This window comes from Pseudoalteromonas sp. APM04, from assembly GCF_022809815.1.
GTDB lineage: Bacteria > Pseudomonadota > Gammaproteobacteria > Enterobacterales > Alteromonadaceae > Pseudoalteromonas > Pseudoalteromonas marina.
Genome location: NZ_CP094441.1, coordinates 872887 through 897425, shown reverse-complemented (window position 1 = coordinate 897425; position 24539 = coordinate 872887). Strand labels below are relative to the sequence as shown.

Below are 24539 nucleotides of genomic sequence, written 5' to 3'. Positions count from 1 at the left end.
TGATTACTGTTTCATTCCCTGTTTTTCAATATATTATTTAACTGCTCTATCGTAAGCTCTTCTCTCGAAGTTATATCAGGTTCACCAAGAGGAAGGTTGATTTTATATGAATGGCTTGTTATTACATCACCACAGTCAACTTTTTCATAATGTATGTTCTCGGCTATCGCTTTTGATGCTAATTGCTCAGCTTTAAAAAATAATTTGCTAGTTGGAGAGAAAGGGAAGTAAATAAAAAAGTTATTAAATTGGCAATATAAAATATAGATAATGTGATTATCAGAAATTTCTCTAGTTAATTCGATTTCCATTTTTATTGGAAAGTTAACATCAGGCATTCTGTATCCACACCAAAAAATAGGAAAATGATTAAGGCTTTCAAAATTCTGATTTGATCTCAACCACCCAATAGCAGTACTAAATTCTTTTAATTTTTCATCTGGAAGAATGGATATTAAGCTCTTTAAAATTGCTTTGTAAACTTTGACCATATCAAAAGTTTGTGAAGAAAAATTTAATGAGCTTTTCTCTGAAGATTTTTCTTGTATTAATGTTATAAATTGATCATCTCCATAAACTTTACTACCACCTTTTATATAATTCGGCCGATAACCTTTCTTGCCTCTTAGTCGAGTAATAATCGTTGGGGGTATAAAATTGCTTAAATCTTTCTCTATTTTTGAAAATCTAGCATTGCACTCATCACATTCATTAACTGTAAAGATGCTTTTATTGCCAAGAAACTCAGGAAAGGAATGGGCTCTTTTCTTATTGAACTTCACATCATTTAACTTGCAGAACCTACATAAAGAATCTCTTTCACCAACCTCAACTGTTGGAGATAAATTATAATTATGCTGTATATGACTAAAAACCTGCTCAAACAAAAGCTAATCCTTTAACTTGCTAAAGTTTATATTCTCACTCAAATAAACATGCTACATATGTGCTACACATGTGCTACACATAAATTAAATAAGAAAGAAAAATAAACATAAGCCTTTGATTTTATTGGTAGCCCCTGCAAGAATCGAACTTGCAACTGCCCCTTAGGAGGGGGCCGTTATATCCATTTAACTAAGAGGCCACAGCGATGTGCTAGAGCTAAATTATAACGGCATCTGATTTTTAATATCAAGTTTTAAATCAAGTGGAATTTGAGTTAATTACTTGATAAATATATATCTTCTTTGCTTAGTACGTATTGCGGTATAAACTCTCGGCTGCTGGCCACTATTTGCTTGGTGTTGACATTTATAATGCGTGTATTAATAACAATACCGTTTTGCCTGTAAATTAAGGTGCCCGCGAGTATATGACTTGCCATATGATCTTCACTCAGCTTTTTGATATTTCGTGAAAACACAAAATCACCGCGTCTGTTTACCTCTATCGTGCTGGTGGTTTTAAAATCAACCACACTGTAACCAAACTTTTGTAATTGATGGATTAATGTTTCGGATATTTGGTTACCTAACTGGTTACTTTTATTGAGTGACGAGTCAAAATTTACCAATGTACTAACAGCAATATTAACCTGTGTATCGGATTCTGTGTCGTACTCTAGCGTGTCAACTAAGTCTAAAGCCATTTGCTCTACGTAATTAACGAGCGTTTTATGATGCTTTACTGGCTTAAAGGGTTTTGACGCATCGTAATCATTGTTTGGTTGCACAGTTTGGTTGTGTGTTTGAGTATCGTAACTGCCATTTAATACATAGCTGGTACTTGCTTGCGTTCGTGTGTGCGAATTTGAATCATGCTCATGGTGATGCATTAGCGAGCAACCAGATAGAGCAACGACTAACCCAGCTAGTGATAATGTCCGTAAATTGGTGTTTAGTGTAAAGCGCATACTCACCTCACTCACTCGCTTGTTTTAGCATAATACCATCGGTACGGTAATTACCATTTAACGCATCAATAACTGATTGCGGTAAAAACCCTTGCGCCGAACCAACAACCGCTTTACTTGTTAAGCCAACAATTCGTGCATTGACTAAAACTCCGCCTTGGTGACTTACTAGCGTGCCTGCCAGTACGTATTGAAAGTTTTGCTCTGGGTCTAATTCAAGATAGTCTCTGCTAAAAACAAAGTCGCCGGTTTGTGTTACACGCACATAATCGGTGGTTTTAAAATCAATGACCGGTACACCAAAATTGTGGAGCTCATGCATAAAGCTTTCAGCAATTTGATTTCCTAATAAGCTACCATTACTGTAATCGTCGTCTAAAAATACAAAACTTGATACCGCTAGTGGTGTTTTATCATTTACGTATTGTAAGTTTTCGACCATGTCTTGCATTATTCCGCGCACATAGTGGTTTATATTTTTATGCATTGGCGGCGTCGATTTTGTGTAGTTAGTTTGCTGAGCTAACCCCGACTGAAACATGCTATCGTGATTAACTGGAGCACTCACTTTGCGTTGGCTTGTTGCCAGTTGCGCTCCTTGGTTACTTTGCTCAACAGCTGGGTCGGCACTAGGGGTGTTCATAATTTGTGAACAACCAAAACCTAGTGGCAAACATAGCGTGATTAATAAGTTTCTCATTGTGTACTCCTCGTTAATATTCACTGCGATAGAGTGAGCCATCGCGCTGCTGAATTTTTTCATTTCCCCACATAACATTGATTGGGATCTCGGTACTGCCAGCAGATAAAACTTGCTTATTGCTAATGTTTACCATGCGCGCATTTACAATGTATGCATGCTGTTGACGTGTCACGGTGCCGGTGATTATAAGGTCAATATTTTGGCGCTCTCGTAACTGTTCTAAATTACGGGTCAGCGCGCTGTCGGCATTATGAGATAAGTGTAGGTTATTTGCTAAGCGATATTCGACCGTGTGATAACCCATTTGCGTCATTTTGGTTAATATGCTTTCTTGTATTTGTTGGCTTAAGCCCGACGCTTGCTGCGTCATTAGCTTAGTGTCGAGCGCATCTGCAAAATAAAAGCTACTCACACCTATGCGAGTATTGTTGCTTAATGGACCTTTTAAATGACTTAATTGCACAGTTAAGTTGTGTACATAGTCACTTACTGTATAAGGTGCCATCGCTGCTTTTGGGGCATATGTGCTTATACTTGGCTCGGGTTCAGGAATTAAACTGCACGCGGCCAAGTTAATTAATAATAAGGGTAGTAAAAGGCGCATAGTTGCCATCCTCTTGTGATCATACAAGAGACTAAGCAATTATTATGCCTAGAGGGTTGGTTGTGGTTTTTCCTGCGTATAATAGGTGACAAAACAATTAATTTTTTGCTGTTTTAATACTTCGCAACCGGTTGTTGCTTGTTTATTTGTTTTATATGCGCCTAACTTTAAACGATAAAACGTATTGGTTTTTATTACTTTAGTTTCAACATTAACAGCTAAATTAGTATCAAAAAACGTCGGTATTTTACGTTTTAAATTAGCCAGTGCCGCGTTTAATTTAGCTTCACTATTAAATGCTGCTACTTGAATAGCGAAAAATGCTTGGTCGCTTTTTAAAATACTTTCTGCTGAAGTGGTTGTTTGAGCATTGTTTGTTCCAGCCGTGTTGGTTTCGTCAATGGCTTTTAAACGAGTAGTCAGCTTTGATAGCTGGCCTTCTAGCTCAAGCAGGTCGTTAACTTTAGGCTCAACTGTTTTCCACTCATTTGCAGACTGTTTGAGCGCTTTTAAATCCTCGCTTGAAATAAGGACAGTGTTTGGTGTTGTTGAACTCGGTGGCGCTTTTTTAAATGAAGTACACCCTGTTATAACGAGCAAAACCCCAATACAAAATAAAGTGTTTATAAATTCCTTTTTAATAACCATACTTTTTACCTACCACCCTTTTGATTATGGTCAGGTATTTTATGGATAAAAAAATTTTTAGCAAGTTACTATTTTAACTACAGCTTTACGGGTTTATCTGTGTAGTTACTCACTATGCAGTCAAGCTTATACACTTTAAATACTTCGCAGTCTGCTTTGGCATTTTTTAGATTTTGGTAAGAACCTAACTTAAGCCTGTAAAACGTTTTTTTGTTAATTTTTGCGGTTTCAACATTGGTAAGTATTTTTTTTCTGAATAAGGGGGCAGCTTTGGTGTTTAGCTCTTTCCACGCTTTTGCGATGTCTTTTTCTGAGTCAACCGATGCCACTTGCAGAGCAAAAATATGCCTAGGTGTATTAAGTTTAACCGTCTGCTTTTTATTTCTGTATTGATTAACGCTTTGGCTACGCGAACGAGCAGCTTGCTGATTGTGAATTGTGCGCGTGCTGTACGAGCTATTTGTAGGCTGATTAGATTGGGCTATTGCCTTACTGTTAATAATATCTATGTGATTAACAAGGTAGGTAATTTCTTTTTCTAGCTTTAAAATACGCTCTATACCCGCTCTGGCTTGCTGCCATTGCAATGCTGCATCTTTTAACTGAGCCAGCTCTAATGCAGTAATAGGTACATACTCAGGCGAATTAGTTTGTGTTTCTGGTGCTTGCACTAATTTAGCTTCAGGCGTAATAGAGCATGCTGTACCAAATAGCAGTATCAGCAGGCTTAAAAGTAATCCTGTTATTTTTTTGTTATTAGTTAACATTTAATCGCTGTCCTGAAAGCAGTGTAATCACACTTACATTTCAGTTAAACATCCTCTTTACAAAGCGTTTAACCTTACTTTAATTTTCGAGCCACACCCTAGCCCTTTACATAAATAAGCGTATTTAATTCAATAAGCTTATGTATTTTTGACTCCTCCATGAGAACACTTTTCAATACAATTTTAATGCCACTTAAACTAAACATTACAACATAAATTACATTATGTCTGTAAAGTAATCAAAACTATTCTAATTTTTACATTAAAAAAACAAGTTATGCAAAAACCAATAAAAAAAGCGCCTAATTAGGCGCTTTTTGCTGATTAAATGTAAACGGTTATACAAGTGTTTTAATAAACGTTTTTAACTCATCGGCAAATTCGTCACGACGAAGTGCAAACTCAATGGTTGCTTTTAAATAACCAATTTTACTACCACAATCGTGGCTTCGGCCTTTCATTGCGTAAGCATCCACTTTTTCGCTTTGCATAAGCATGGCAATAGCATCGGTCAGCTGAATTTCATCGCCAGCACCTTGCGGCGTTTTTGCAAGTAGCGGCCAAATATTTTCACTTAACACGTAACGCCCAACTACTGCTAGGTTTGAAGGTGCCTCGTCAACCGGTGGTTTTTCTACCATGCTAACAATTGGTGAGCTTTCACCCTGTGCTATTTCGGTGCCACCTAAGTCCACCACACCAAACTTATCTACTTCCTGCATTGGTACAGGCTCTACCATAATTTGGCTGTGTTTAGTTTGTTCAAAGTGGGCGATCATCTCTGCAAGGTTGTCTTTTTTAAGATCGCTTTCAACGTCGTCTATAATCACATCGGGTAAAATAACGACAAACGGTTCGTTACCAATAATTGGCGCGGCGCAATTAATAGCGTGGCCTAGCCCTTTTGCTTCGCCTTGGCGAACGTGAATTATTGTTACGTCTTTAGGACATATAGCTTGCACTTCGGCAAGCAATTGCCGCTTAACACGCTTTTCAAGCGTTGCTTCTAACTCAAAGCTGGTATCAAAATGGTTTTCGATAGAGTTTTTACTTGAGTGCGTGACAAGTACTATCTCTTTTATGCCTGCGGCAACCGCTTCGTTTACTACGTATTGTATTAAAGGTCGGTCTACGACAGGAAGCATTTCTTTAGGGATTGCTTTTGTGGCTGGTAGCATGCGCGTACCAAGTCCCGCTACTGGGATCACTGCTTTCATGTTGTTTTCCTTAATCGGTTATTATACTGAAAATGGATATTGAATTGCGTCATGGCATTGATAGCCTGTTACTTCAAAATCATCTCGGGTAACCCACGTTTCTATGTCTTCAAGTGACTTTATATTTGGATTAATTGTAAGTGTAGGCGATTCAAATGGTTCGCGCTTGAGCTGAACGTCGCGCATTAATTTGAGCTGATTTTCGTAAATATGAGCGTTAGCTATTTTATGGTACGCCTTGCCCGGCTTATGGCCAGTAATTTGAGCGACTAGTGCAAGCAATACAAAACATTGAATTTGATTGAAATTTAGCCCCAACGGCACATCGCAGCTGCGCTGATAAGATGTTAAGTAAAGCGTGTCACCTAGTAGTGAAAACGTATGCGTGTGCATGCAAGGTCTTAAACAACCTTGTTCAAATTCACCTGGGTTATAAAACGTGATTATTTCACCACGATCATCAATGCCATTTTTTAAATTGTTAATTACTTTAGCTAACTGATCGAGTGTTGAGCCATCAGGGCGTTGCCAGCCGCGACCTTGGACGCCGTAAACCCGCCCCATATCGTCTTCACCTTTACGATTTGGGTTATTAAGCCAAGCTTGGTTATCGTTGGCATTGGCATCCCATGTTTTACAGCCAATTTCACGAAATTGTTCTGCGCTATCGTAGCCACGTAAATAGCCAAGTAACTCTGCAATGGCCGCTTTATAGTAACTTTTACGCGTTGTGATCATCGGGAACTGATTGTTTGCTACATCATATTCTAAATCGGCGTTTATAACGGTTAAGCAACGTGTGCCTGTGCGTTTGTTTTCTACCCATTGACCTTCGTCAACGATACGCTGACATAATTTTAAATATTGTTTCATGCTTTTATTATGCCTTTGCTGCTGTTACTTGCTGCGGGTTTTTATAAGCCCAAATTAATAAACCTAAACCACCTATAATCATAGGCAGTGACAGTATTTGTCCCATAGAAATAAAGTCGGCAAATAAGCCTAGTTGTGCGTCTGGTTGGCGGAAGTATTCAATACCAAACCTAAACACACCGTAACCTAATAAAAATACACCGCCAACACTGCCCGCAGGGCGTGGTTTTTTAATAAACCATAGCATAATTAAAAATAAAACGAGCCCTTCAAAAAAGGCTTCGTATAACTGCGAAGGGTGGCGAGCAAGCGGCCCGCCGGTTGGAAATACCATAGCCCAAGGTACGTCTGATACACGCCCCCATAACTCACCATTTATAAAGTTACCTATACGCCCTGCTAATAACCCCACTGGCACTAGTGGCGCTACAAAGTCGCCAACTTGTAGCAGTGATTTTTTGCGTGTCCACGAAAAAATAGCAACGGCTGTAATTACGCCCAGCGTACCACCATGAAACGACATACCGCCCTGATCGATGCGAAACAAGTAAAGTGGGTTTTCTAAAAAATAACTAAATTGGTAAAACAATACATAGCCAATACGACCACCAAGTATGACCCCTAACATGCCATAAAATAATAGATCACTTACCTGCTCTTTGGTCCAGCCAGAATTAGGCTTTGCTGCTTGACGATTTGCAAACCACATCGCAAATGCAAAACCAATTAAATACATCAATCCGTACCAACGTACGCTCAGTGGTCCAATCGAAAAAATAATTGGATCGATTTGAGGAAACTCAAGTGCCATAAAAATAAACCTTTAGCTAAAAACCATTTTAATTGCGATAACAACAAGCAGTACCGCGAAAACTTTCTTTATTGTATTAACAGGTAAATAATGAGTTGCTTTAGCCCCGTAAGGCGCCACAAACCACGACGTAATAACAATACCAAATAACGCAGGTAAATATACAAACCCTGCAAAACCATGTGCTAAGTCGGTCACCTTCCAACCCGCGCTAATGTAGCCAATAGAGCCAAATAAGGCAATTACAATGCCCGAAACGGCAGCGCAGCCAATGGCTTTTCTTATATCAATAGAAAAGTAATTGAGCATAGGCACAATTAACGCTCCACCACCAATACCAATCAAGCCCGATAAACCACCCATAATAGCGGAAATACACCCTAAAATAGGACCCGGTGGGAGCGGCTTAGTTGATGAGGGTTTATTACGTGATGATAGCGCCATTCTAGCTGCAATAAATACAACACTTACTGCAAATACACTACGAAGTAACTGCTCCGGTATTAAGCTTGCGGCAAAGCCACTAATTAAAGCCCCTACTGCTACACCAGCCATAACCCAAGGTGCAACATGCCAAGGCACATTATCATTTTTATGATGAGCCAATGCTGAAGACGTAGAAGTAAATAAAATAGAGGCCAAAGAGGTCGCAATCGAAATAACTACAACATGTTCTGCAGATGTAACATTAAATAAAATCAGCAATGTGCTCAGTGCAGGCACAATTATTAATCCGCCGCCAATACCTAATAATCCTGCTAAAAAACCAACAATACAGCCTAGTAGTGCGCAACATGCGACCAACAAACCTAAGTCATACATAGTTATCTCAAATGCCTTTTGAAGGCTTATATGTTAAAGGATTATAAAACGAATAGCATCTGCGTATTAAAATTAATTAAGTCAGTACTTTTTACTTTGGGGTATAAAATAGGTCACCTAAATTATGTTCTAACATAAAATTGCGCGTTAAACGCAGGACCTGTTTAGCTGTTGATTGTGCTAAACACTCGCTCAACAACTGCTCCATGTCGGCAACGCTCAAACGCCTAAGCACCCATTTTACCTTATTTAAAGACGATAAGTTCATACTCAATCGTCTGTAGCCCATTGCTATTAGCAATATGGCCCCTTCTGGGTCACCACCAAGTTCACCACATAAACTAAAGGGTAATTCGTAATTTTCACACTCACTGGCTATTTTACTTAAAACTCTGAGCACCCCGGGATGATAAGGATTAAAAAGCTCAGCAACACGCGCGTTGGCTCTATCTACTGCCAATAAATATTGTGTTAAATCGTTACTGCCTACTGAACAAAAATCTACTTTTTTAGACCATTCAGGCAACATAAACACACTGGAAGGCACCTCAAGCATAATACCAATATCGGGGCGATCTATTTGCTGCTCAGGAAAATGTTCGTTGAGTTCAAAATAAGCTTGTTCAAATAACCCTAATGCTTCATCTACTTCTTCAGTGCCGCTGATCATCGGCAGCATTATTTTTAAATTGCCTAAACCTATATTAGCCTTAAGCATTGCTTTGAGCTGATCCAAAAATAACTCGGGGTGATCAAGACTAATACGTATACCGCGCCAACCTAAAAATGGGTTTTCTTCGGTTATATTAAAATAGTCGAGCACTTTATCGCCGCCAATATCGAGAGTACGCATTACAACGGGATTTGGGTAATAACTAGTGAGCACTTCTCGATACCAATTTTCTTGCTCTAACTGAGAAGGAAACTGGCCTTTTTGCATAAACCACGCTTCAGTGCGGTATAAACCTACGCCGTCGCACACATGAGCGTTGTTTTGATCTGTTTTTAACTCTAGTCCGGCATTTAATAATAAACTGACGTGTTCGCCATCTAAAGTAATAGACTCATACTCTTGCTCTGCTAAAAAGCGATTATTTAACAGGTTATCTTGATGTTGTAAGTCTGCGTACTCATCTAATAACATCTGCGAGGGTGAGATATACAAGCGCCCTGCAAATGCATCTAAAATCATTGGTTTACCATCAAATTGAAGTAATGGTAAGTCTTCTATCCCCCAAATAGCAGGGATCCCCATTGCGCGAGTCAAAATAGAAGCATGACTATTGGCAGAGCCATTAACACTAACAACCCCTGCTAAATGCCCCTTTGGTACTTCAGCAAGCATGGCGGGGGTTAATGTATTAGCAATCAAAATAGTATTTGGGGGGTAATCTTTTATTGCGTGTTCAGTATTAACTAAGTGATGCAATACGCGTAAGCCTATGTCTTTAACATCAACAGCACGCTCTTTTATGTATGGGTCTTGCATCGCATTAAATTGCGAAATTAAACGCTCAATCACAATTTTAAGCGCGCTTTTTGCACACCATCCCTCGAGTAACTGAACCTCTACATTGTGACCTAAACTTTTAGCATCCAATAACTGTTGGTAAACATCAAATACGGCTAACGCCTCTTGAGGAATAGAGTCACTTAACGTCATCGAAAGCGTGTTAAATTCTTTACGTGTGGCGGCCACCGCTTGAGTAAATAGCCGCCGCTGCTCAGTTACATCACTATTTTTTTGAAGCTCAATTGATTTAAAGTCAAGCTTTGGTAAAAGAACAAAAGCAGTACCTATACCTATACCCGGTGCACTGGATACACCTTTTAAAACGGATGTTTGATGAGATGACTCGTCTTGGCGAAGTACTTCTTTAATTTCGGCATGTGCCAATTGTGAAGCAAGCTGAGCAGAAAGCGTTATTAAAAATGATTCTTCATCTTGGCTGAAAACACGGGCCATTTTTTGTTGAACAACAATAACGCCTAACACTTTTTTTTGATGTACCACAGGCACCGACAAAAAAGCATTATAGCCTTCTTCGTTTACCTCAGGAGAGAGCTTAAAGCGCGGGTGTGATTTAGCAAAGGCAATATTTATGGGCTCTTCGCGTTGAGCAACTAATCCTACTAAGCCTTCTGTAAAGCCAATTCTAAACTTACCAACCGCATCAGGATTTAACCCTTCGGTAGCCATAAGCACAAAGTTGTCTTGGCTATAATCAGCAAAATAAATAGAGCAGCACTGGGTTTTCATGGCGTCTTTAACCATTTGCACAAAGCACACTAATGCAGTGTCTAAATTCGCTTGTTGCGATACAGACTCAGCAATAGACCTCAATGTTGCCAGCATGTCCTGCTCCTTTATTTTACTATAATGTTATTACCTTTTACTTCGCCAGTGGTCTTTATGTTGTTCTCTTTTATTAAAAGGCATAGCGAAAGGAGCAAACTCCTTCATTACACGTCGGTAAACGTCCCGTTTAAACGACACAACCTGCCTTACAGGATACCAATAGCTCACCCAACGCCAGTCATCAAATTCTGGGTGATGAGTTTTAAGTAAGTTTACATCTTCGTCTTTACAACGAAGTTTCAGTAAAAACCATTTTTGTTTTTGCCCAATACACACCGGACTTGAGTCGCGACGAATTAATCGTTTGGGTAATTTATAGCGTAACCAATGTTTTGAACTTGCGACAATTTCTACATCTTCTGGTCGCAGTCCGACCTCTTCGTGTAATTCACGGTACATAGTTTGTTCTGGTGTTTCACCATCATCAACACCGCCTTGGGGAAATTGCCAAGAGTGCTGACCGTAGCGCCTGGCCCAAAATACTTGTCCCTGATTATTGCAAATTACAATTCCGACATTGGCACGAAAACCTTCGGCATCAATCACCTTAGTGCCTCATTTGTAAGTCGATTTTTAATGATTGTTCCACATTAGCCGCAATACGGCAAACACTATTATAAGCGAGCCACTGGGTAAGTGTAATTTACACTCAGCTCAGAGATGAAAATACTGAGATACGAGTAAAAAGATTTAAAAAAATGTATGAAAGCTATTGCAGTTATTATTTTGCTCTAGTTACTCACAGTTTGTGCATAACTTTTAAAAAACACGTTCATTTTGCAAACAAATCCACAATACAAGATCGAAAACGTGTTGTTCTCCACAGATTCTGTGGATAAACATGTTCATATAGTTGTATTTATCCCTGTAACTTTTATTACGCCCAATACAATCAATACTCGACAACAGAAAAAAGCCAAGTTAGTCAGCAACTTAACGAATTAGATGCAATTTTCACAATGTATAAAATTAACACACCCAACCACCGAACAAAAAACACACAACCCTAAAGATATCCACGGCTTAGCTGATTTGCTATCATGAGCATGGTATTTATTCAACTCAAATTAGTGCTATGCGTCCAACTAAACCACATTCAATTAATGACCTTATTCAACGTGTTAACAGTATTGCAGGCCTTACGCTTGGACAGCTTGCCGAGCAATATAACTTTAAAACCCCTGATGATTTATTAAGAGAAAAAGGCTGGACGGGTCAATTAATTGAGTACGTTTTAGGTGCAACCGCGGGTTCTAAACCCCTTCCTGACTTTGAGGATTTAGGTATTGAACTCAAAACGCTGCCTATTTCCTATAAGGGCAAACCTCTTGAAACCACCTTTGTATCGGTAACGCCACTAATAAACGTAACGGGCATGACATGGCACACTAGTGCGGTTCGTAAAAAGCTTAACCACGTTTTATGGCTTCCGGTTTTAAGCGAGCGAGATATAGCACCGTTTAATAGAACCATTGGCAGTGGCTTTTTATGGCAACCAACGCCTGAGCAGGACGCTAAACTACAACGAGACTGGGAAGAGCAAATGGAGCTTATTGCGCTTGGTAGGGTTGATGAAATATCAGGCCATTTAGGCGATGCAATGCAAATTCGTCCAAAAGCCGCTAATAGCAAAATTGTGACCGATGCCATTGGCCCAAACGGGCAAATAATTAAAACCCTCCCCCGTGGTTTTTACTTAAAAACCAGTTTTACAGGTGACATTTTAAAGCAGCAATTTCTGCTTTGATTAATCCTTGTCGACAACAAGGCTTAAATTTTCCATAAAACTTTTTAGGAAGTTTTAACACCATTAACGCCATATTAGTATCTCAAATTAATTGAGGATTCTTGTTAATTAGTGTTGTAGTTACTCAAAAAGCTTAAACAAAAAATCCCCGCAATGGCGAGGATTTTATAGCTTAAAATTTAAAATCAGCTTCTAAAAAATTACTGACCTTTAACTTCTTTTAAACCGTTGTACGGTGCTTTAGCGCCTAATTGCTCTTCAATACGAAGCAATTGGTTGTACTTAGCTACGCGGTCAGAACGACTTAATGAACCCGTTTTGATTTGACCTGCCGCAGTACCTACTGCTAAATCAGCAATTGTTGCATCTTCTGTTTCACCAGAACGGTGAGAGATAACAACAGTAAAGCCAGCGTCTTTCGCCATTTTAATAGCTGCTAACGTTTCAGTTAGTGAGCCGATTTGGTTAAACTTAATTAAGATTGAGTTAGCAATACCGTTGTCGATACCACGTTTTAAAATCTTAGTGTTAGTTACGAATAAATCATCACCTACTAACTGGATTTTATCGCCCATTAATTTAGTTTGGTGAGCAAATCCATCCCAATCAGACTCATCTAAGCCATCTTCAATTGAAACAATTGGGTATTGCTGAGTAAGCTCTTGTAAGAAGTAGTTAAATTCTTCAGACGTGAATTTTTTGCCTTCACCTTTAAGATCGTAGATGTTTGCTTCTTTGTCGTAAAACTCAGAGGCAGCACAATCCATTGCAAGCGTAATATCTTTACCTAACTCGTAACCTGCATTTGCTACTGCAACTTTAATTGCTGCAAGTGCTGCTTCGTTAGACTCAAGGTTTGGCGCAAAGCCACCTTCATCACCTACAGCTGTAGAGTGGCCATCTGCTTTAAGTACTTTTGCTAGGCTGTGGAAAACTTCTGCGCCCATACGTAGGCCTTCACGGAAGTTTGAAGCGCCAACAGGTTGGATCATAAATTCTTGAATATCTACAGAGTTATCTGCGTGTTCACCACCATTGATGATGTTCATCATTGGAAGTGGCATTGAATAAACACCCGGTGTGCCGTTTAAATCAGCAATGTGCTCGTATAGCTCTACTTTTTTAGACTGAGCTGCGGCTTTAGCTGTTGCTAGTGATACTGCTAAGATTGCATTTGCACCTAATTTTTCTTTGTTTTCAGTGCCGTCTAAATCTAGCATTACTTTATCAACTGCACTTTGGTTAAGTGCGTCTTGGCCAGCTAGCGCATCAGCAATTTCTTTATTGATGTAACCAACCGCGTTTAATACGCCTTTACCTAAGTAACGCGCTTTGTCACCATCACGTAACTCTAATGCTTCGCGAGTACCAGTAGATGCGCCAGAAGGTGCGGCCGCACGACCCCATGAGCCATCAGCTAAATGTACATCAGCTTCAACAGTTGGGTTACCACGCGAGTCCATGATTTCGCGACCAATTACTTTTACGATATTTGACATCTTGTTTCCTCTATATTCCCAAAATGGTGAGTTTTGTTTACTTTACTATGTTTTGCATAGTTTAGTCAGTCTTAAAACAAAAAAGCCGTGCAATATATGCACGGCTTTTATAAGTTACGACGACGCTTTTTGGTGGATATGCGCTGCTGCTACAAATCCTTCAAATAGCGGGTGACCATCACGTGGTGTTGACGTGAATTCCGGGTGGAACTGCGCGGCAATAAACCAAGGGTGATCTTTGTTTTCAATAATTTCTACTAGTTTTTTATCTTCAGATAAACCAGAGAATGTTAAACCTGCTTTTTCAAGTTGGTCTACAAAGTTGTTATTAACTTCATAACGGTGACGGTGACGTTCTACAATTTCGTCGCTACCGTAAACTTCGTGTACCTTAGAACCTGGTGCTAAGTGACATTTTTGAGCGCCTAAGCGCATTGTGCCACCAAGATCTGATTTCTCGTCACGAACTTCTACTTTACCTTCGGCGTCTAACCACTCAGTGATTAAACCTACAACAGGCGCTGCTGATTTAGCATTAAATTCTGTTGAGTTTGCATCGGTTAAGCCTGCAACATTACGTGCATACTCAATAAGCGCCACTTGCATACCTAAACAAATACCTAAGTAAGGCACTTTATTTTCACGTGCGTATTTAGCCGCTAAAATTTTACCTTCAACACCACGACCACCAAAACCGCCTGGTACTAAAATAGCATCAAGGTGAGAAAGCAGCTCTACACCTTTGCTTTCTAAGTCTTGTGAATCAACATATTCAATGTTGATAGTTAAACGGTTTTTAAGGCCCGCATGTTTTAAAGCTTCGTTAACCGACTTGTATGCATCGGGTAGTTCAATGTATTTTCCAACCATACCAATGGTTACTTCACCCGTAGGGTTAGACTCTTGGTACAATACTTGTTCCCACTCAACTAAATCAGCTTCAGGTGCGTCTAAGTGGAAACGACGACATACAAAGTTGTCTAGTTCTTGTGATTTTAACAGTGCTGGAATTTTATAAATACTGTCTACATCGGGTAATGAAATTACCGCTTTTTCTTCTACATTGGTAAACAATGCAATTTTTGCACGCTCATTGTTAGGTAACTTACGGTCTGAACGACAAATTAGAATATCTGGCTGAATACCAACAGAGCGAAGTTCTTTAACTGAGTGCTGTGTTGGTTTTGTTTTCACTTCGCCTGCAGGGCCTAAGAAAGGCACTAACGTTAAGTGAATAAAGAGTGCGCGTTCGCGACCTATCTCTGTGCCCATTTGACGAATTGCTTCGATAAACGGTTGTGATTCAATATCACCTACTGTGCCACCAATTTCAACAATTGCTATGTCATGGCCTTCAGCGCCTTCGTAAACGCGCTGTTTAATATCGTTAGTGATATGAGGGATAACCTGAATAGTTGCGCCTAAGTATTCACCACGACGCTCGCGACGTAATACGTCTTCATATACGCGGCCTTGTGTGAAGTTATTTCGGCTAGTCATTTTGGTGCGAATAAAACGTTCGTAGTGACCTAAATCAAGATCAGTCTCTGCGCCGTCTTCTGTAACGTATACTTCACCGTGTTGAATTGGGCTCATTGTGCCTGGGTCAACGTTGATGTAAGGATCCAGCTTTAAAATAGTAACATTTAAGCCACGGGCTTCTAAAATAGCCGCCAACGATGCTGCTGCAATACCTTTACCCAACGAAGAAACAACCCCGCCAGTAACGAAGATAAATTTTGTACTCATGCGAACCCTAGAATATCAGGAATTAAAAGGAATATAACACCCAAAAAAAATGGCTATGGGCATATCATCAAGACGGGGCGAAATTGTACCAAAACACGCTTTAGCAATCCAGCTAAAATTAGCGAATGGGCGATTAAAAAACGTGCGCTATTTTATTTATGTTTTTTGATTGCTTCCCATGCATTATCCATTTCTTCAAGGCTTGCCGTGTCTAAGCTTTTACCTTGTGCTTGCAAGTACGCCTGTACCTTTTCAAATCGGGCAGAAAACTTATCATTTGCATTTCTGAGGAGCTGCTCTGGGTCGCGTTTAACGTGACGCGCTACATTAACAGTGGCAAACAGTAAATCGCCAAGCTCTTCTGCTGTGTGATCTGACAAGGGGTTTTGTGTTATTGCTTCTTTAACTTCAAGTACTTCTTCGCTTACCTTATCAAGCGCACCATGATAGGTGGGCCAGTCAAACCCCATTGAGGCTACTCGCTGTTGAATTTTTTTAGCCTTGCTAAGGCTTGGCATATTTGCAGGAATATCTTGCCATAACAGTGATTCTTCAGATATTGTTTTTTCGCTTCGCTCTTGGGCTTTAATTGCTTGCCACTGAGCTGACAACTGCTCATCATTGAGGGCTTTTTTCTCGCCAAAAACATGAGGGTGGCGACGTGTTAATTTTGCATTTAGTTGTTCTATTACGTCGTTAAAGTCAAACAAGCTTTGCTCTTGAGCTAATTGGGCATAAAACACAATTTGAAACAGTAAGTCTCCAAGCTCACTTTTAAGGTCATTTAAATTACCTGATTCTATACAGTCGGCAACTTCGTAGGCTTCTTCAAGTGTATGCGGCACAATTGATTTAAAGTCTTGTTTGAGATCCCAAGGGCAACCACCATTGGGATCTCTTAATGTTTGCATGATATTCAGTAATTCTGTTAATGCTGAATGGTTAGCCAAAGCTACTGCCCTCGCTTAGCATGGTGAACACCTTCAATTTGATGCAATTTAGAAAGTACACGATTAGTGCCCGATAAATCATGTACTTCTATTTGCATGGTAAATACTGCTAACTGGTCAGCGCCCACGGTATTTACATTCATGTTAAGTACGTTTACTTTTTCGTTAGCCAGTACAGAACTGATATCGCGAATTAGTCCAGATCTGTCGCTTGCTTCAATTTTTATACTGAGCGCGTATGATCCATTTATATCTTCAGACCAACTAACTTCAACAACACGCTCTGGGTGCTGCGTTTTCAAATTATTAAATGAATCACAATCATCACGATGTACACCAATACCACGGCCTTGCGTTATATAACCGATGATCTGATCACCTGGAACGGGGCGGCAACATTTAGCAACGTGGCTCATTAAACTACCCACACCATCAACCACTATGCCGTTTTTATCGCCCGTTACTTTGCTTGGTGCTTTAAAACGAATAACAGGTTCGTCTTCTGTACGGTCAGTAACAAAATTAAGCATTTGGTTAAGACGCACATCGCCTGCTCCAATTGCGACCATTAAGTCATCAAGCTCTTTAAAGTTAAATCGCTTGATTGCTGGGGCTAAATCTTTGTATGTTAAATCAAGCTTTTGCAGCTCGTTATCAAGAATCTCTTTACCCGCACTTAAGTTTTTGTCGCGGTCAAGTTGCTTAAACCAATGGTGTATTTTGGCACGTGCACGAGATGATTTAATATAACCCAGTGACGGATTTAACCAATCTCTACTGGGGTTTGGCTGTTTTTGTGTGAGGATTTCGACCTGATCGCCCGTCGTTAATTGATGCGTAAACGGCACTATTTTGCCAAATACTTTCGCGCCAATACAACGATGTCCCACATTAGAATGAATGTAGTAAGCAAAATCGAGCGGCGTGGCCCCTAATGGTAGATCAAAAATATCGCCCCGCGGGGTAAATACATATACACGGTCTTCAACAACTTGGTTTTTTAGCTCTTCAGCTAAATCGCCGCCATCCACCACTTCTTCCTGCCATTGCAGTAATTTACGTAACCAGCTAATTTTTTGCTCGTAACCCGAGCCACGCCCAGGTAAAGCCCCTTCTTTGTACATCCAATGAGCGGCTACACCGAGTTCTGCATCTTGATGCATATCTTGCGTGCGGATTTGTATTTCTACGGTTTTGCCCTCAGGGCCAAAAACAACGGTGTGAATTGACTGATAGCCATTTTGCTTAGGCGTTGCAACATAGTCATCAAACTCTTTGTTCAAATGGCGCCAGTTGGTATGCACTATACCCAGCGCACCGTAGCAATCTTGCAAGCGGTCAACCACAATACGCATAGCCCGTATGTCAAAAAGTTGATCAAACTCGTAGTTTTTTTGCGCCATTTTTTTGTAAATACTGTAGATATGCTTAGGGCGGCCATATACTTCAGCTTCTATACCTGCTTCACTTAAACGACTTTTAACCTGTTCTACCATGTCTTCCATATAGGCTTCACGGGCAAGACGTTTATCATCTAGCTGTTTTGCTATTTTTTTGTATGTATCTGGGCGTAAATACCTGAACGATAAATCTTCAAGTTCCCACTTTAATTGGCCAATACCAAGTCGGTTTGCTAAAGGAGCAAAAATGTCGGCCGTTTCTTTGGCGGCAATAACACGCTCTTCTTCACCTGCATTTTTAACGTTACGTAAATGACATACCTGCTCAGCAAGTTTAATCACCACAGCGCGCACATCCTCAACCATGGTTAATAACATTTTACGAATGTTATCGACTTGAACAGTGCCTTTACCTTGGTGCGACAAAGTACTAATAGTAGCCATTTGAGAAACCCCCGTTAACAACAAGGATATATTGCTGCCAAGCTGCTCTTGAACGGTTTCAAGGGAGACCACATCATTTAAAAAATAGGGTGTTAGATACGCTGTAGCTAACGACTCAGCATCGAGGTTTAACTCGACTAAAATTTCCACCATTTCTATGGCTGTATTTTGCCAGTCTTGGTTATCACTTTTAACACAAAGCGCTTGCGCCTTATTAAGCAACTGAGTCTTTTCTGTAGATAGATCGAGTGCTTTTAACCGTGTAAAAAGATCACCCGTTTCATCTTGTTGATGTGATTGACGTGTCGCTACCATAATGCGCTTTACCTCCGTTGAAATAACGCCATAGTTTCAATATGCCCAGTATGAGGAAACATATTCATTAGCCCAATTTTGTTGAGCTCAAAGCCTGCTTGCGAAATAATAGCGCTGTCACGGGCTAGGGTAACAGGGTCGCAAGAGACGTATAAAATTGTTTTAAATTGCTTTAAAGGTAACTGCTCTAATATAGCCATTGCACCAGTACGTGAAGGGTCTAATACCAACACATCTAGGTTTTTATTAAACCACTGCGCATTTTGTATTTTTTGCGTTAAATCAAAACAATGAAACTGCGCGTTACTGATAGAGTTAGTTTGCGCATTTTGCGCGGCCATTGCAACCGCAGAAGCAACACCTTCTATACCAATCACCGTTTTTGCTTGTTTTGCCAGCACAAGTGAAAAGTTACCAATACCACAAAATAAATCTAATATATTTTCATTACCACTTAAACCAAGCCAATCTACCGATTGTTTTAACATAGCTTGATTAACTTGAGCATTAACTTGAATAAAATTATCCAAACCAAACTCAAATTTTAGTTTAAATTCATCTAGGTAATAGTAAGGCATAGTAATATTAGTATGGTCAATTACATCACTTTCGCTTTGCCAAATAACTGAGTATTTGTAAGGCGTACAGGCTTTTATGACCACAGCCTTTGCTTCATCACTAATTGCTTTAGTGTGACGAATGACCACAAAGTTATGCGTTTCACTTTGGCATAATTGTAGGTGGCTTATACTGTGTAATGACTTATTGTGATTAATTAATTCGTCAAAGAGTGTAAAAACAGTTTCATAGGCGTCAGTCAAAACCGCACACTTATTAATACTCACAATATTTTTTGAACCACTCGCTCTGTACCCTATACGCATTTTTTTAGCGGCCTTATCAAACATAACCGCTATTCGTGCACTTCGCCTATAATGCGTTGCACTACTTAATATTGGAGCTTGCCAGTTTAAATTTGTTTGCTTGGCAAATTTTTCGAAAAGCTGTTCAACTGCGGCTTGCTTTTCAACTACTTGCTGGTTTACATCTAAATGCTGTAATTGACAGCCTCCACAATGGTTATAATGCTCACAAAAAGGCGCTACTCTGGCTTCACTTGCTTTAATCACTTTGTGTGTAATTGCACTACTGTAGCGCGCCTTATCATCAACAAGGGTCGCTTTTACTTTCTCGCCCGGTAATGCGCCTGCGACAAAGCATACTTTATTGTTATATTTTGCTACGCCACGGCCTTGGTGATCCATATTTGTTATATCGAGCACCACTGACTTTTGTTGAAGAGGTTTTTTTTTCGCTTTAAAAATTTGCGCCATGTGGCATTACCTTACATTTATTTAGGTTAAAACTCGTAACTAATCACGTGTAGGTGAAGCTTTGAGAATAGGCATCGAAACGTATATACTCAAAACATACTAATAATGATAATAATGCTGCCACTATGACCAAATTAGGCTTACGTGATTCTGTTTTAACTTTGACCCTGATCCCCACTGTGATCATTGGATTGCTGCTTGGTGGTTATTTTACAGTAAATCGTTACATTGAGCTTGATGAAATTTTATATCAGCAAGGCGCAACTATTTCGGAGCCTTTAGCAATTGCCTTAGAACAACCGCTTCTTGATAAAAATAAAGTATTACTAAATCGTTTAATCAGTTTTACACATAATCGGCACTCCCCGTCTATTAAGTCAATTGCTATATTTGACACTAACAACGAGCTGTTGATGACGAGTAATTACCACCGCTCATTTGATGAATTAATCAATCAAGCGTCTCTTGCATCACTTAAAGCCACAAAAATAGAATCCTCAAAAGATATAATTACCTTCTATACGCCAATTGTTGGTCATTCTTCACCTAATACTCAATGGGACGCTTCAGCCTTTCAAACATCGTTAGGTACGGTCATTTTACAGCTAAACAAAGATAAAGCCGTTATAGACCAACAACGCGCCTTACTTATTAGTGGCATAGTTATTATTTTATCTTTGGTATTAGCGGCAATTATGGCATTTAAACTTAGCCGCATGTTCATGACTCCTTTAAATAAGTTAGTACTTGCAACCGACAAACTCGTTGAAGGAAAAAGAAGTACTGGCCTTACTGATACCATGTTGGGTGAATTTGATATTCTTCGTGAAGGATTAAATACCATAGCCGATACTATGGTGATGCAAAAAGACGAAATGCAAAAAAATATTGACCAAGCAACCAGTGATTATCGTGAAACGCTTGAACAATATGAAACGCAAAATATTCAGCTCACAATGGCAAAAAAAGAAGCACAAGATGCCAACCGTGTTAAGTCTGACTTTTTAGCAAAAATGAGTCACGAGCTACGTACACCACTTAATGGTGTAATGGGATTTACCCGCCAGCTTTATAAAACACCACTGAACAAGCATCAAAAAGATTACCTCGATACAATCATGTTATCGGCTAATAGTTTAATGACTATTATCAGCGATATTTTAGATTTTTCTAAACTAGAAGCTGGAGCGATGGAACTTGAATCGATTCAATTTCAATTGCGCGATGCAGTAAATGAAGTAATGACATTGCTTGCCCCAAGCGCCCATGAAAAACAGCTTGAGCTCTCTATTTATATAAACCCACAAGTCCCTGACGATTTGACTGGCGATCCTACTCGCTTTAAACAAGTACTTATTAATTTATTAAGTAACGCAATTAAATTTACCGAGCAAGGTTCTATAAAAGTAGATATTAGCTACCGCTTACTTGATGAAGAAAGTGCCTCTGTTTTAGTGTCGGTAACAGATACCGGTGTTGGTATACCAATGGATAAGCAAGATTCATTGTTTACTCCTTTTGGCCAAGCAGATTCAAGCATTACGCGCAAATTTGGGGGGACCGGCCTCGGCCTGATTATCACCAAACATATTGTTGAAGCGATGAATGGTCGAATATCGTTAAACTCAGCGCCTGGTAACGGAACATGTTTTACATTCAATAGTGTTTTTAGACTGCCTAATCACGTATTTACAAACGATCTACCAAGTAAGTCACTCATTGGTAAGCGTATTTTATACCTTGAGCCGCACGAGCATACGCATCATGCTGTATTGTCTTTATTGACTGAGTGGCAAGCAAATGTAACGCCATGCTTTAACGAAGCCAGCTTTTTATCGGCCGTAGAAAATACCCAAACCAAATTTGATATTTGTTTAATTGGCCACATGGCATCGGTTGATCACATGCAACTATTAAAAGGCTATGTAAAAACAGTAAGAGACTCGACCGACTATTTATATTTAATGCTTAATACCGTTTCACATAATATGCGTGAGGCGTTTATTGGCAGCGGTGCAGATGCTTGCTTAAGTAAGCCGCTGAATCATCGTAAGTTATGTGAAGTGCTTGCCGCACCATATAGACTCGACCATCCTGTTCATAATATAGAGCAGAGCGAGCAAAAATTATTACCGCTTAAAGTGCTGGTTGTTGATGATAACGATGCTAACTTAAAACTTATATGTACATTGCTCGATGAACAGGTTGAAGTAATTGATACCGCTCATAATGGTTCACAAGCTTATAGTTTAAGTAAAAGCCATAAGTACGATGTTATTTTTATGGACATTCAAATGCCGATAATGGATGGCATAACCGCGTGTAAACTTATCCAAGAGTCATCGCTTAATGAAGACACACCTATAATTGCAGTAACTGCGCATGCCCTGCATAGTGAAAAAGAACAACTACTGAAAGATGGCTTTAAAGGATATTTAACCAAGCCTATTGATGAAGATACACTTAAACAAATTATTAGCGACCACAGCCCACAAACGCCAATAAATCGTGAAAAAAGCAAAAATGAAATACCACAAAGTCCAGCGCCTTTTGAGAGTAGCCGAATAGATTGGCCCCTTGCATTACAACGCGCTGGCGGAAAAAACGAATTGGCGCTTGAAATGCTTAATATGCTGCTTTTAAGCGTACCAGAAACGCTTAATTTACTGACTAAAGCTATTGATGATGAAGCTTGCGAACAAGTACTTAGTATTGTGCATAAATTTCATGGTGCGTGTTGCTACACGGGTGTACCGAAATTAAAATCGTTAGCTGAAACTATTGAGACTTCACTTAAAAATGAGTGCGTGCTCGAAAATATAGAACCTGAACTTTTTGAGCTACAAGATGAGCTTGAAAACCTATTGGTTGACGCAAAAATGGATAGTAAAAACAAAAAAGACGTGCTTTAAGCGCGTCTTTCAATTATGCCTTAACACTCATACTTGATAGTTAAGTTAAAACAGCTAGTTATAATTAAAGTTAAATCCGCGCTTCAATCATTAGGCGCTTCATATCACGCACCGCTTTATCTAGGCCATCAATGGCGGCACGCGCAATAATAGCGTGGCCTATATTTAACTCATAAATTTCTGGCATAGCCGCTATTGGTTTTACATTATGATAATTTAAACCATGCCCTGCATTTACAATTAAGCCTAAACTTGCAGCGTATTGTACTCCTTGACGAATGTGTTCAAGTTCTTTGCTTAAGTCGCTATCGTTTGTAGCGTCTGCGTATGCACCGGTGTGTATTTCTACATAAGGTGCGCCACAGGCTTTTGCAGCATCTAATTGTGCAGTATCCGCGTCAATAAATAATGAGACTTTGATACCTGCATCAGTAAGGGTTTTAGTTGCCGCTTTTATTTTTTCTATATTACCTGCAACATCTAAACCGCCCTCAGTGGTCAATTCCTCTCGTTTTTCCGGCACTAAACAAACATATTCAGGCTTCACCTCTAAAGCAATAGCAATCATTTCATCGGTTACTGCTGTTTCGAGGTTCATACGTGTTTGAATGGTTTTTGCCATTACGTACACGTCACGGTCTTGAATGTGGCGGCGGTCTTCACGTAAATGAATGGTAATGCCGTCTGCACCGGCGTGCTCTGCAACGCTTGCTGCATGTGCTGGGTCAGGATACGTTGTTCCTCGTGCTTGGCGAAGCGTTGCAATGTGATCAACATTTACACCCAAAAGAATATCTTTCATTGTTTTACCTGTAAAATTACGTTTATTGAGAGGCCGTAAATAACTCACGACTTTTTAATGGCTTATTACCTAACAAAGGTTTTAGTAAATAGCGACTTAACTGTTTTGCCATATATAACACATCTTTTCGGCTAAAGTCATGATTTGCTATTGCTTGAAGCTGTTCACCGCTAAAACCTGAGCGAGTATCTTCTTGGATAACAAACCCAAGTTCAGAGAAATAACTATACGTAAGCGCTTCATCTATTGGCTCACCGTTGGTATCAAAACTGAAATCAACACCGTAACCCAGTAATTCTAGTAATTGAAATTCGTACGAACGCAAAACAGATTGCAAATTGGTGCCACGGTTTAAGTTTTCTAAATGAGATTTATAAAGCTCATAAGCTTGTTCAATAGGCTCATTAACAGGCACTATTCTGTTTGTTAACTCGTTTAAATAAAACCCACAATAAAGCTCGTCACCAGATAGAAAAAGCGGTGCGCCGTGCAGCTCAAATTTATTAATGTATTTTAAATCGTACTTACCACTATAGTGAACAAGTAGAGGTTGAAAGGGTTGTAATTGCGCTTTGTGTTTAGTGGCCTGGCGGCCACTAATTCGTGCGATCATTCTAAGCTGGCCAACGCCTTCTACTAGCATATCGAGCATTACTTGTGAGTCACTATAAGGACGTCGGTGTAATAAATATGCGGTATAGAAGTCACTATCCATAAAGTAGGTTACT

General features: G+C 39.6%; 21 protein-coding genes and 1 tRNA gene. 2 read left to right on the top strand and 20 right to left on the bottom strand.

What is annotated here, in order from left to right:
- Window positions 1-11: 11 nt before the first annotated feature.
- The 13 genes from MTP24_RS04205 to rppH form a co-directional block, all read right to left on the bottom strand.
- Complete coding sequence (locus tag MTP24_RS04205; protein WP_243532924.1) at window positions 12-887, bottom strand: HNH endonuclease; 876 nt, start codon at window positions 885-887, stop codon at window positions 12-14.
- A gap of 125 nt (window positions 888-1012) precedes the next feature.
- A tRNA-Arg gene (locus MTP24_RS04200) sits at window positions 1013-1087 on the bottom strand.
- Window positions 1088-1162: 75 nt separating this feature from the next.
- On the bottom strand, window positions 1163-1855 hold the full coding sequence (locus tag MTP24_RS04195; RefSeq protein ID WP_243532921.1) for a FlgO family outer membrane protein: 693 nt from the start codon (window positions 1853-1855) through the stop codon (window positions 1163-1165).
- 7 nt (window positions 1856-1862) lie between these two features.
- The gene (locus MTP24_RS04190) at window positions 1863-2555 is read right to left on the bottom strand and encodes a FlgO family outer membrane protein (protein ID WP_243532919.1); all 693 of its coding nucleotides are present in this window, start codon (window positions 2553-2555) and stop codon (window positions 1863-1865) included.
- A 13-nt stretch (window positions 2556-2568) separates the two neighbouring features.
- Window positions 2569-3162: a FlgO family outer membrane protein gene (locus tag MTP24_RS04185; RefSeq protein WP_010555877.1), complete on the bottom strand. Its 594-nt coding sequence runs from the start codon at window positions 3160-3162 to the stop codon at window positions 2569-2571.
- A gap of 48 nt (window positions 3163-3210) precedes the next feature.
- The gene (locus tag MTP24_RS04180; RefSeq protein WP_243532917.1) at window positions 3211-3810 is read right to left on the bottom strand and encodes an SPOR domain-containing protein; all 600 of its coding nucleotides are present in this window, start codon (window positions 3808-3810) and stop codon (window positions 3211-3213) included.
- Window positions 3811-3887: 77 nt separating this feature from the next.
- The gene (locus tag MTP24_RS04175) at window positions 3888-4577 is read right to left on the bottom strand and encodes an SPOR domain-containing protein (RefSeq protein ID WP_008132700.1); all 690 of its coding nucleotides are present in this window, start codon (window positions 4575-4577) and stop codon (window positions 3888-3890) included.
- Between the two features lie 338 nt (window positions 4578-4915).
- Window positions 4916-5794: a UTP--glucose-1-phosphate uridylyltransferase GalU gene (galU, locus tag MTP24_RS04170; RefSeq protein ID WP_006792679.1), complete on the bottom strand. Its 879-nt coding sequence runs from the start codon at window positions 5792-5794 to the stop codon at window positions 4916-4918.
- A gap of 21 nt (window positions 5795-5815) precedes the next feature.
- Window positions 5816-6667, bottom strand: a complete 852-nt coding sequence (locus MTP24_RS04165) for a thymidylate synthase (RefSeq protein ID WP_138740779.1) — start codon at window positions 6665-6667, stop codon at window positions 5816-5818.
- Window positions 6668-6674: 7 nt separating this feature from the next.
- Window positions 6675-7478 carry a prolipoprotein diacylglyceryl transferase gene (gene lgt, locus MTP24_RS04160; protein WP_008132732.1) on the bottom strand — a complete coding sequence of 268 codons (804 nt, stop codon included), beginning with the start codon at window positions 7476-7478 and terminating at the stop codon, window positions 6675-6677.
- A gap of 12 nt (window positions 7479-7490) precedes the next feature.
- Entirely contained in the window at window positions 7491-8300 is an 810-nt protein-coding gene (locus MTP24_RS04155; protein ID WP_006792676.1) for a sulfite exporter TauE/SafE family protein, read from the bottom strand.
- Window positions 8301-8391: 91 nt separating this feature from the next.
- Window positions 8392-10656: a phosphoenolpyruvate--protein phosphotransferase gene (gene ptsP / locus MTP24_RS04150; RefSeq protein ID WP_058428516.1), complete on the bottom strand. Its 2265-nt coding sequence runs from the start codon at window positions 10654-10656 to the stop codon at window positions 8392-8394.
- Window positions 10657-10686: 30 nt separating this feature from the next.
- Window positions 10687-11205 (bottom strand): RNA pyrophosphohydrolase, encoded by a 519-nt coding sequence (gene rppH, locus MTP24_RS04145; RefSeq protein ID WP_006792674.1) that lies wholly within the window; start codon window positions 11203-11205, stop codon window positions 10687-10689.
- Between the two features lie 529 nt (window positions 11206-11734).
- Here rppH and mutH point away from each other — a divergent pair.
- On the top strand, window positions 11735-12406 hold the full coding sequence (gene mutH, locus MTP24_RS04140; RefSeq protein WP_008132736.1) for a DNA mismatch repair endonuclease MutH: 672 nt from the start codon (window positions 11735-11737) through the stop codon (window positions 12404-12406).
- A gap of 200 nt (window positions 12407-12606) precedes the next feature.
- Here mutH and eno read toward each other — a convergent pair whose 3' ends face one another.
- From eno to rlmD, 5 genes are all read right to left on the bottom strand, one after another.
- Window positions 12607-13905: a phosphopyruvate hydratase gene (gene eno, locus MTP24_RS04135; protein ID WP_203984436.1), complete on the bottom strand. Its 1299-nt coding sequence runs from the start codon at window positions 13903-13905 to the stop codon at window positions 12607-12609.
- A 114-nt stretch (window positions 13906-14019) separates the two neighbouring features.
- A complete protein-coding gene (locus MTP24_RS04130; RefSeq protein WP_006794157.1) occupies window positions 14020-15654 on the bottom strand; it encodes a CTP synthase in 1635 nt (544 codons plus the stop codon).
- A 152-nt stretch (window positions 15655-15806) separates the two neighbouring features.
- Window positions 15807-16604 (bottom strand): nucleoside triphosphate pyrophosphohydrolase, encoded by a 798-nt coding sequence (gene mazG, locus MTP24_RS04125; protein ID WP_243532915.1) that lies wholly within the window; start codon window positions 16602-16604, stop codon window positions 15807-15809.
- Window positions 16605-16606: 2 nt separating this feature from the next.
- Entirely contained in the window at window positions 16607-18763 is a 2157-nt protein-coding gene (relA, locus tag MTP24_RS04120) for a GTP diphosphokinase (protein WP_006794155.1), read from the bottom strand.
- Between the two features lie 8 nt (window positions 18764-18771).
- Window positions 18772-20097, bottom strand: coding sequence for a 23S rRNA (uracil(1939)-C(5))-methyltransferase RlmD (rlmD, locus tag MTP24_RS04115; protein ID WP_203984456.1), 1326 nt, complete (start codon window positions 20095-20097; stop codon window positions 18772-18774).
- A 125-nt stretch (window positions 20098-20222) separates the two neighbouring features.
- Between rlmD and barA the strand changes: the two genes are divergently transcribed.
- The gene (barA, locus tag MTP24_RS04110) at window positions 20223-23009 is read left to right on the top strand and encodes a two-component sensor histidine kinase BarA (protein WP_243532913.1); all 2787 of its coding nucleotides are present in this window, start codon (window positions 20223-20225) and stop codon (window positions 23007-23009) included.
- 70 nt (window positions 23010-23079) lie between these two features.
- Here barA and pdxJ read toward each other — a convergent pair whose 3' ends face one another.
- Together pdxJ and recO are read right to left on the bottom strand one after the other, a co-directional pair.
- Window positions 23080-23811, bottom strand: a complete 732-nt coding sequence (gene pdxJ / locus MTP24_RS04105) for a pyridoxine 5'-phosphate synthase (protein ID WP_006794152.1) — start codon at window positions 23809-23811, stop codon at window positions 23080-23082.
- A 22-nt stretch (window positions 23812-23833) separates the two neighbouring features.
- Window positions 23834-24526: a DNA repair protein RecO gene (gene recO / locus MTP24_RS04100; RefSeq protein ID WP_203984467.1), complete on the bottom strand. Its 693-nt coding sequence runs from the start codon at window positions 24524-24526 to the stop codon at window positions 23834-23836.
- Between the last annotated feature and the right edge of the window lie 13 nt (window positions 24527-24539).

What these genes read in the sequence shown, in the direction of transcription:
- MTP24_RS04195 (WP_243532921.1), bottom strand. Translation starts at nt 1,855, where the DNA reads ATGCGCTTTACACTAAACACCAATTTACGGACATTATCACTAGCTGGG.
- pdxJ (WP_006794152.1), bottom strand. Translation starts at nt 23,811, where the DNA reads ATGAAAGATATTCTTTTGGGTGTAAATGTTGATCACATTGCAACGCTT.
- rlmD (WP_203984456.1), bottom strand. Translation starts at nt 20,097, where the DNA reads ATGGCGCAAATTTTTAAAGCGAAAAAAAAACCTCTTCAACAAAAGTCA.
- recO (WP_203984467.1), bottom strand. Translation starts at nt 24,526, where the DNA reads ATGGATAGTGACTTCTATACCGCATATTTATTACACCGACGTCCTTAT.
- MTP24_RS04155 (WP_006792676.1), bottom strand. Translation starts at nt 8,300, where the DNA reads ATGTATGACTTAGGTTTGTTGGTCGCATGTTGCGCACTACTAGGCTGT.
- MTP24_RS04175 (WP_008132700.1), bottom strand. Translation starts at nt 4,577, where the DNA reads ATGTTAACTAATAACAAAAAAATAACAGGATTACTTTTAAGCCTGCTG.
- ptsP (WP_058428516.1), bottom strand. Translation starts at nt 10,656, where the DNA reads ATGCTGGCAACATTGAGGTCTATTGCTGAGTCTGTATCGCAACAAGCG.
- MTP24_RS04130 (WP_006794157.1), bottom strand. Translation starts at nt 15,654, where the DNA reads ATGAGTACAAAATTTATCTTCGTTACTGGCGGGGTTGTTTCTTCGTTG.
- lgt (WP_008132732.1), bottom strand. Translation starts at nt 7,478, where the DNA reads ATGGCACTTGAGTTTCCTCAAATCGATCCAATTATTTTTTCGATTGGA.
- MTP24_RS04190 (WP_243532919.1), bottom strand. Translation starts at nt 2,555, where the DNA reads ATGAGAAACTTATTAATCACGCTATGTTTGCCACTAGGTTTTGGTTGT.
- galU (WP_006792679.1), bottom strand. Translation starts at nt 5,794, where the DNA reads ATGAAAGCAGTGATCCCAGTAGCGGGACTTGGTACGCGCATGCTACCA.
- eno (WP_203984436.1), bottom strand. Translation starts at nt 13,905, where the DNA reads ATGTCAAATATCGTAAAAGTAATTGGTCGCGAAATCATGGACTCGCGT.
- MTP24_RS04165 (WP_138740779.1), bottom strand. Translation starts at nt 6,667, where the DNA reads ATGAAACAATATTTAAAATTATGTCAGCGTATCGTTGACGAAGGTCAA.
- mutH (WP_008132736.1), top strand. Translation starts at nt 11,735, where the DNA reads ATGCGTCCAACTAAACCACATTCAATTAATGACCTTATTCAACGTGTT.
- barA (WP_243532913.1), top strand. Translation starts at nt 20,223, where the DNA reads ATGACCAAATTAGGCTTACGTGATTCTGTTTTAACTTTGACCCTGATC.
- MTP24_RS04185 (WP_010555877.1), bottom strand. Translation starts at nt 3,162, where the DNA reads ATGCGCCTTTTACTACCCTTATTATTAATTAACTTGGCCGCGTGCAGT.
- MTP24_RS04180 (WP_243532917.1), bottom strand. Translation starts at nt 3,810, where the DNA reads ATGGTTATTAAAAAGGAATTTATAAACACTTTATTTTGTATTGGGGTT.
- relA (WP_006794155.1), bottom strand. Translation starts at nt 18,763, where the DNA reads ATGGTAGCGACACGTCAATCACATCAACAAGATGAAACGGGTGATCTT.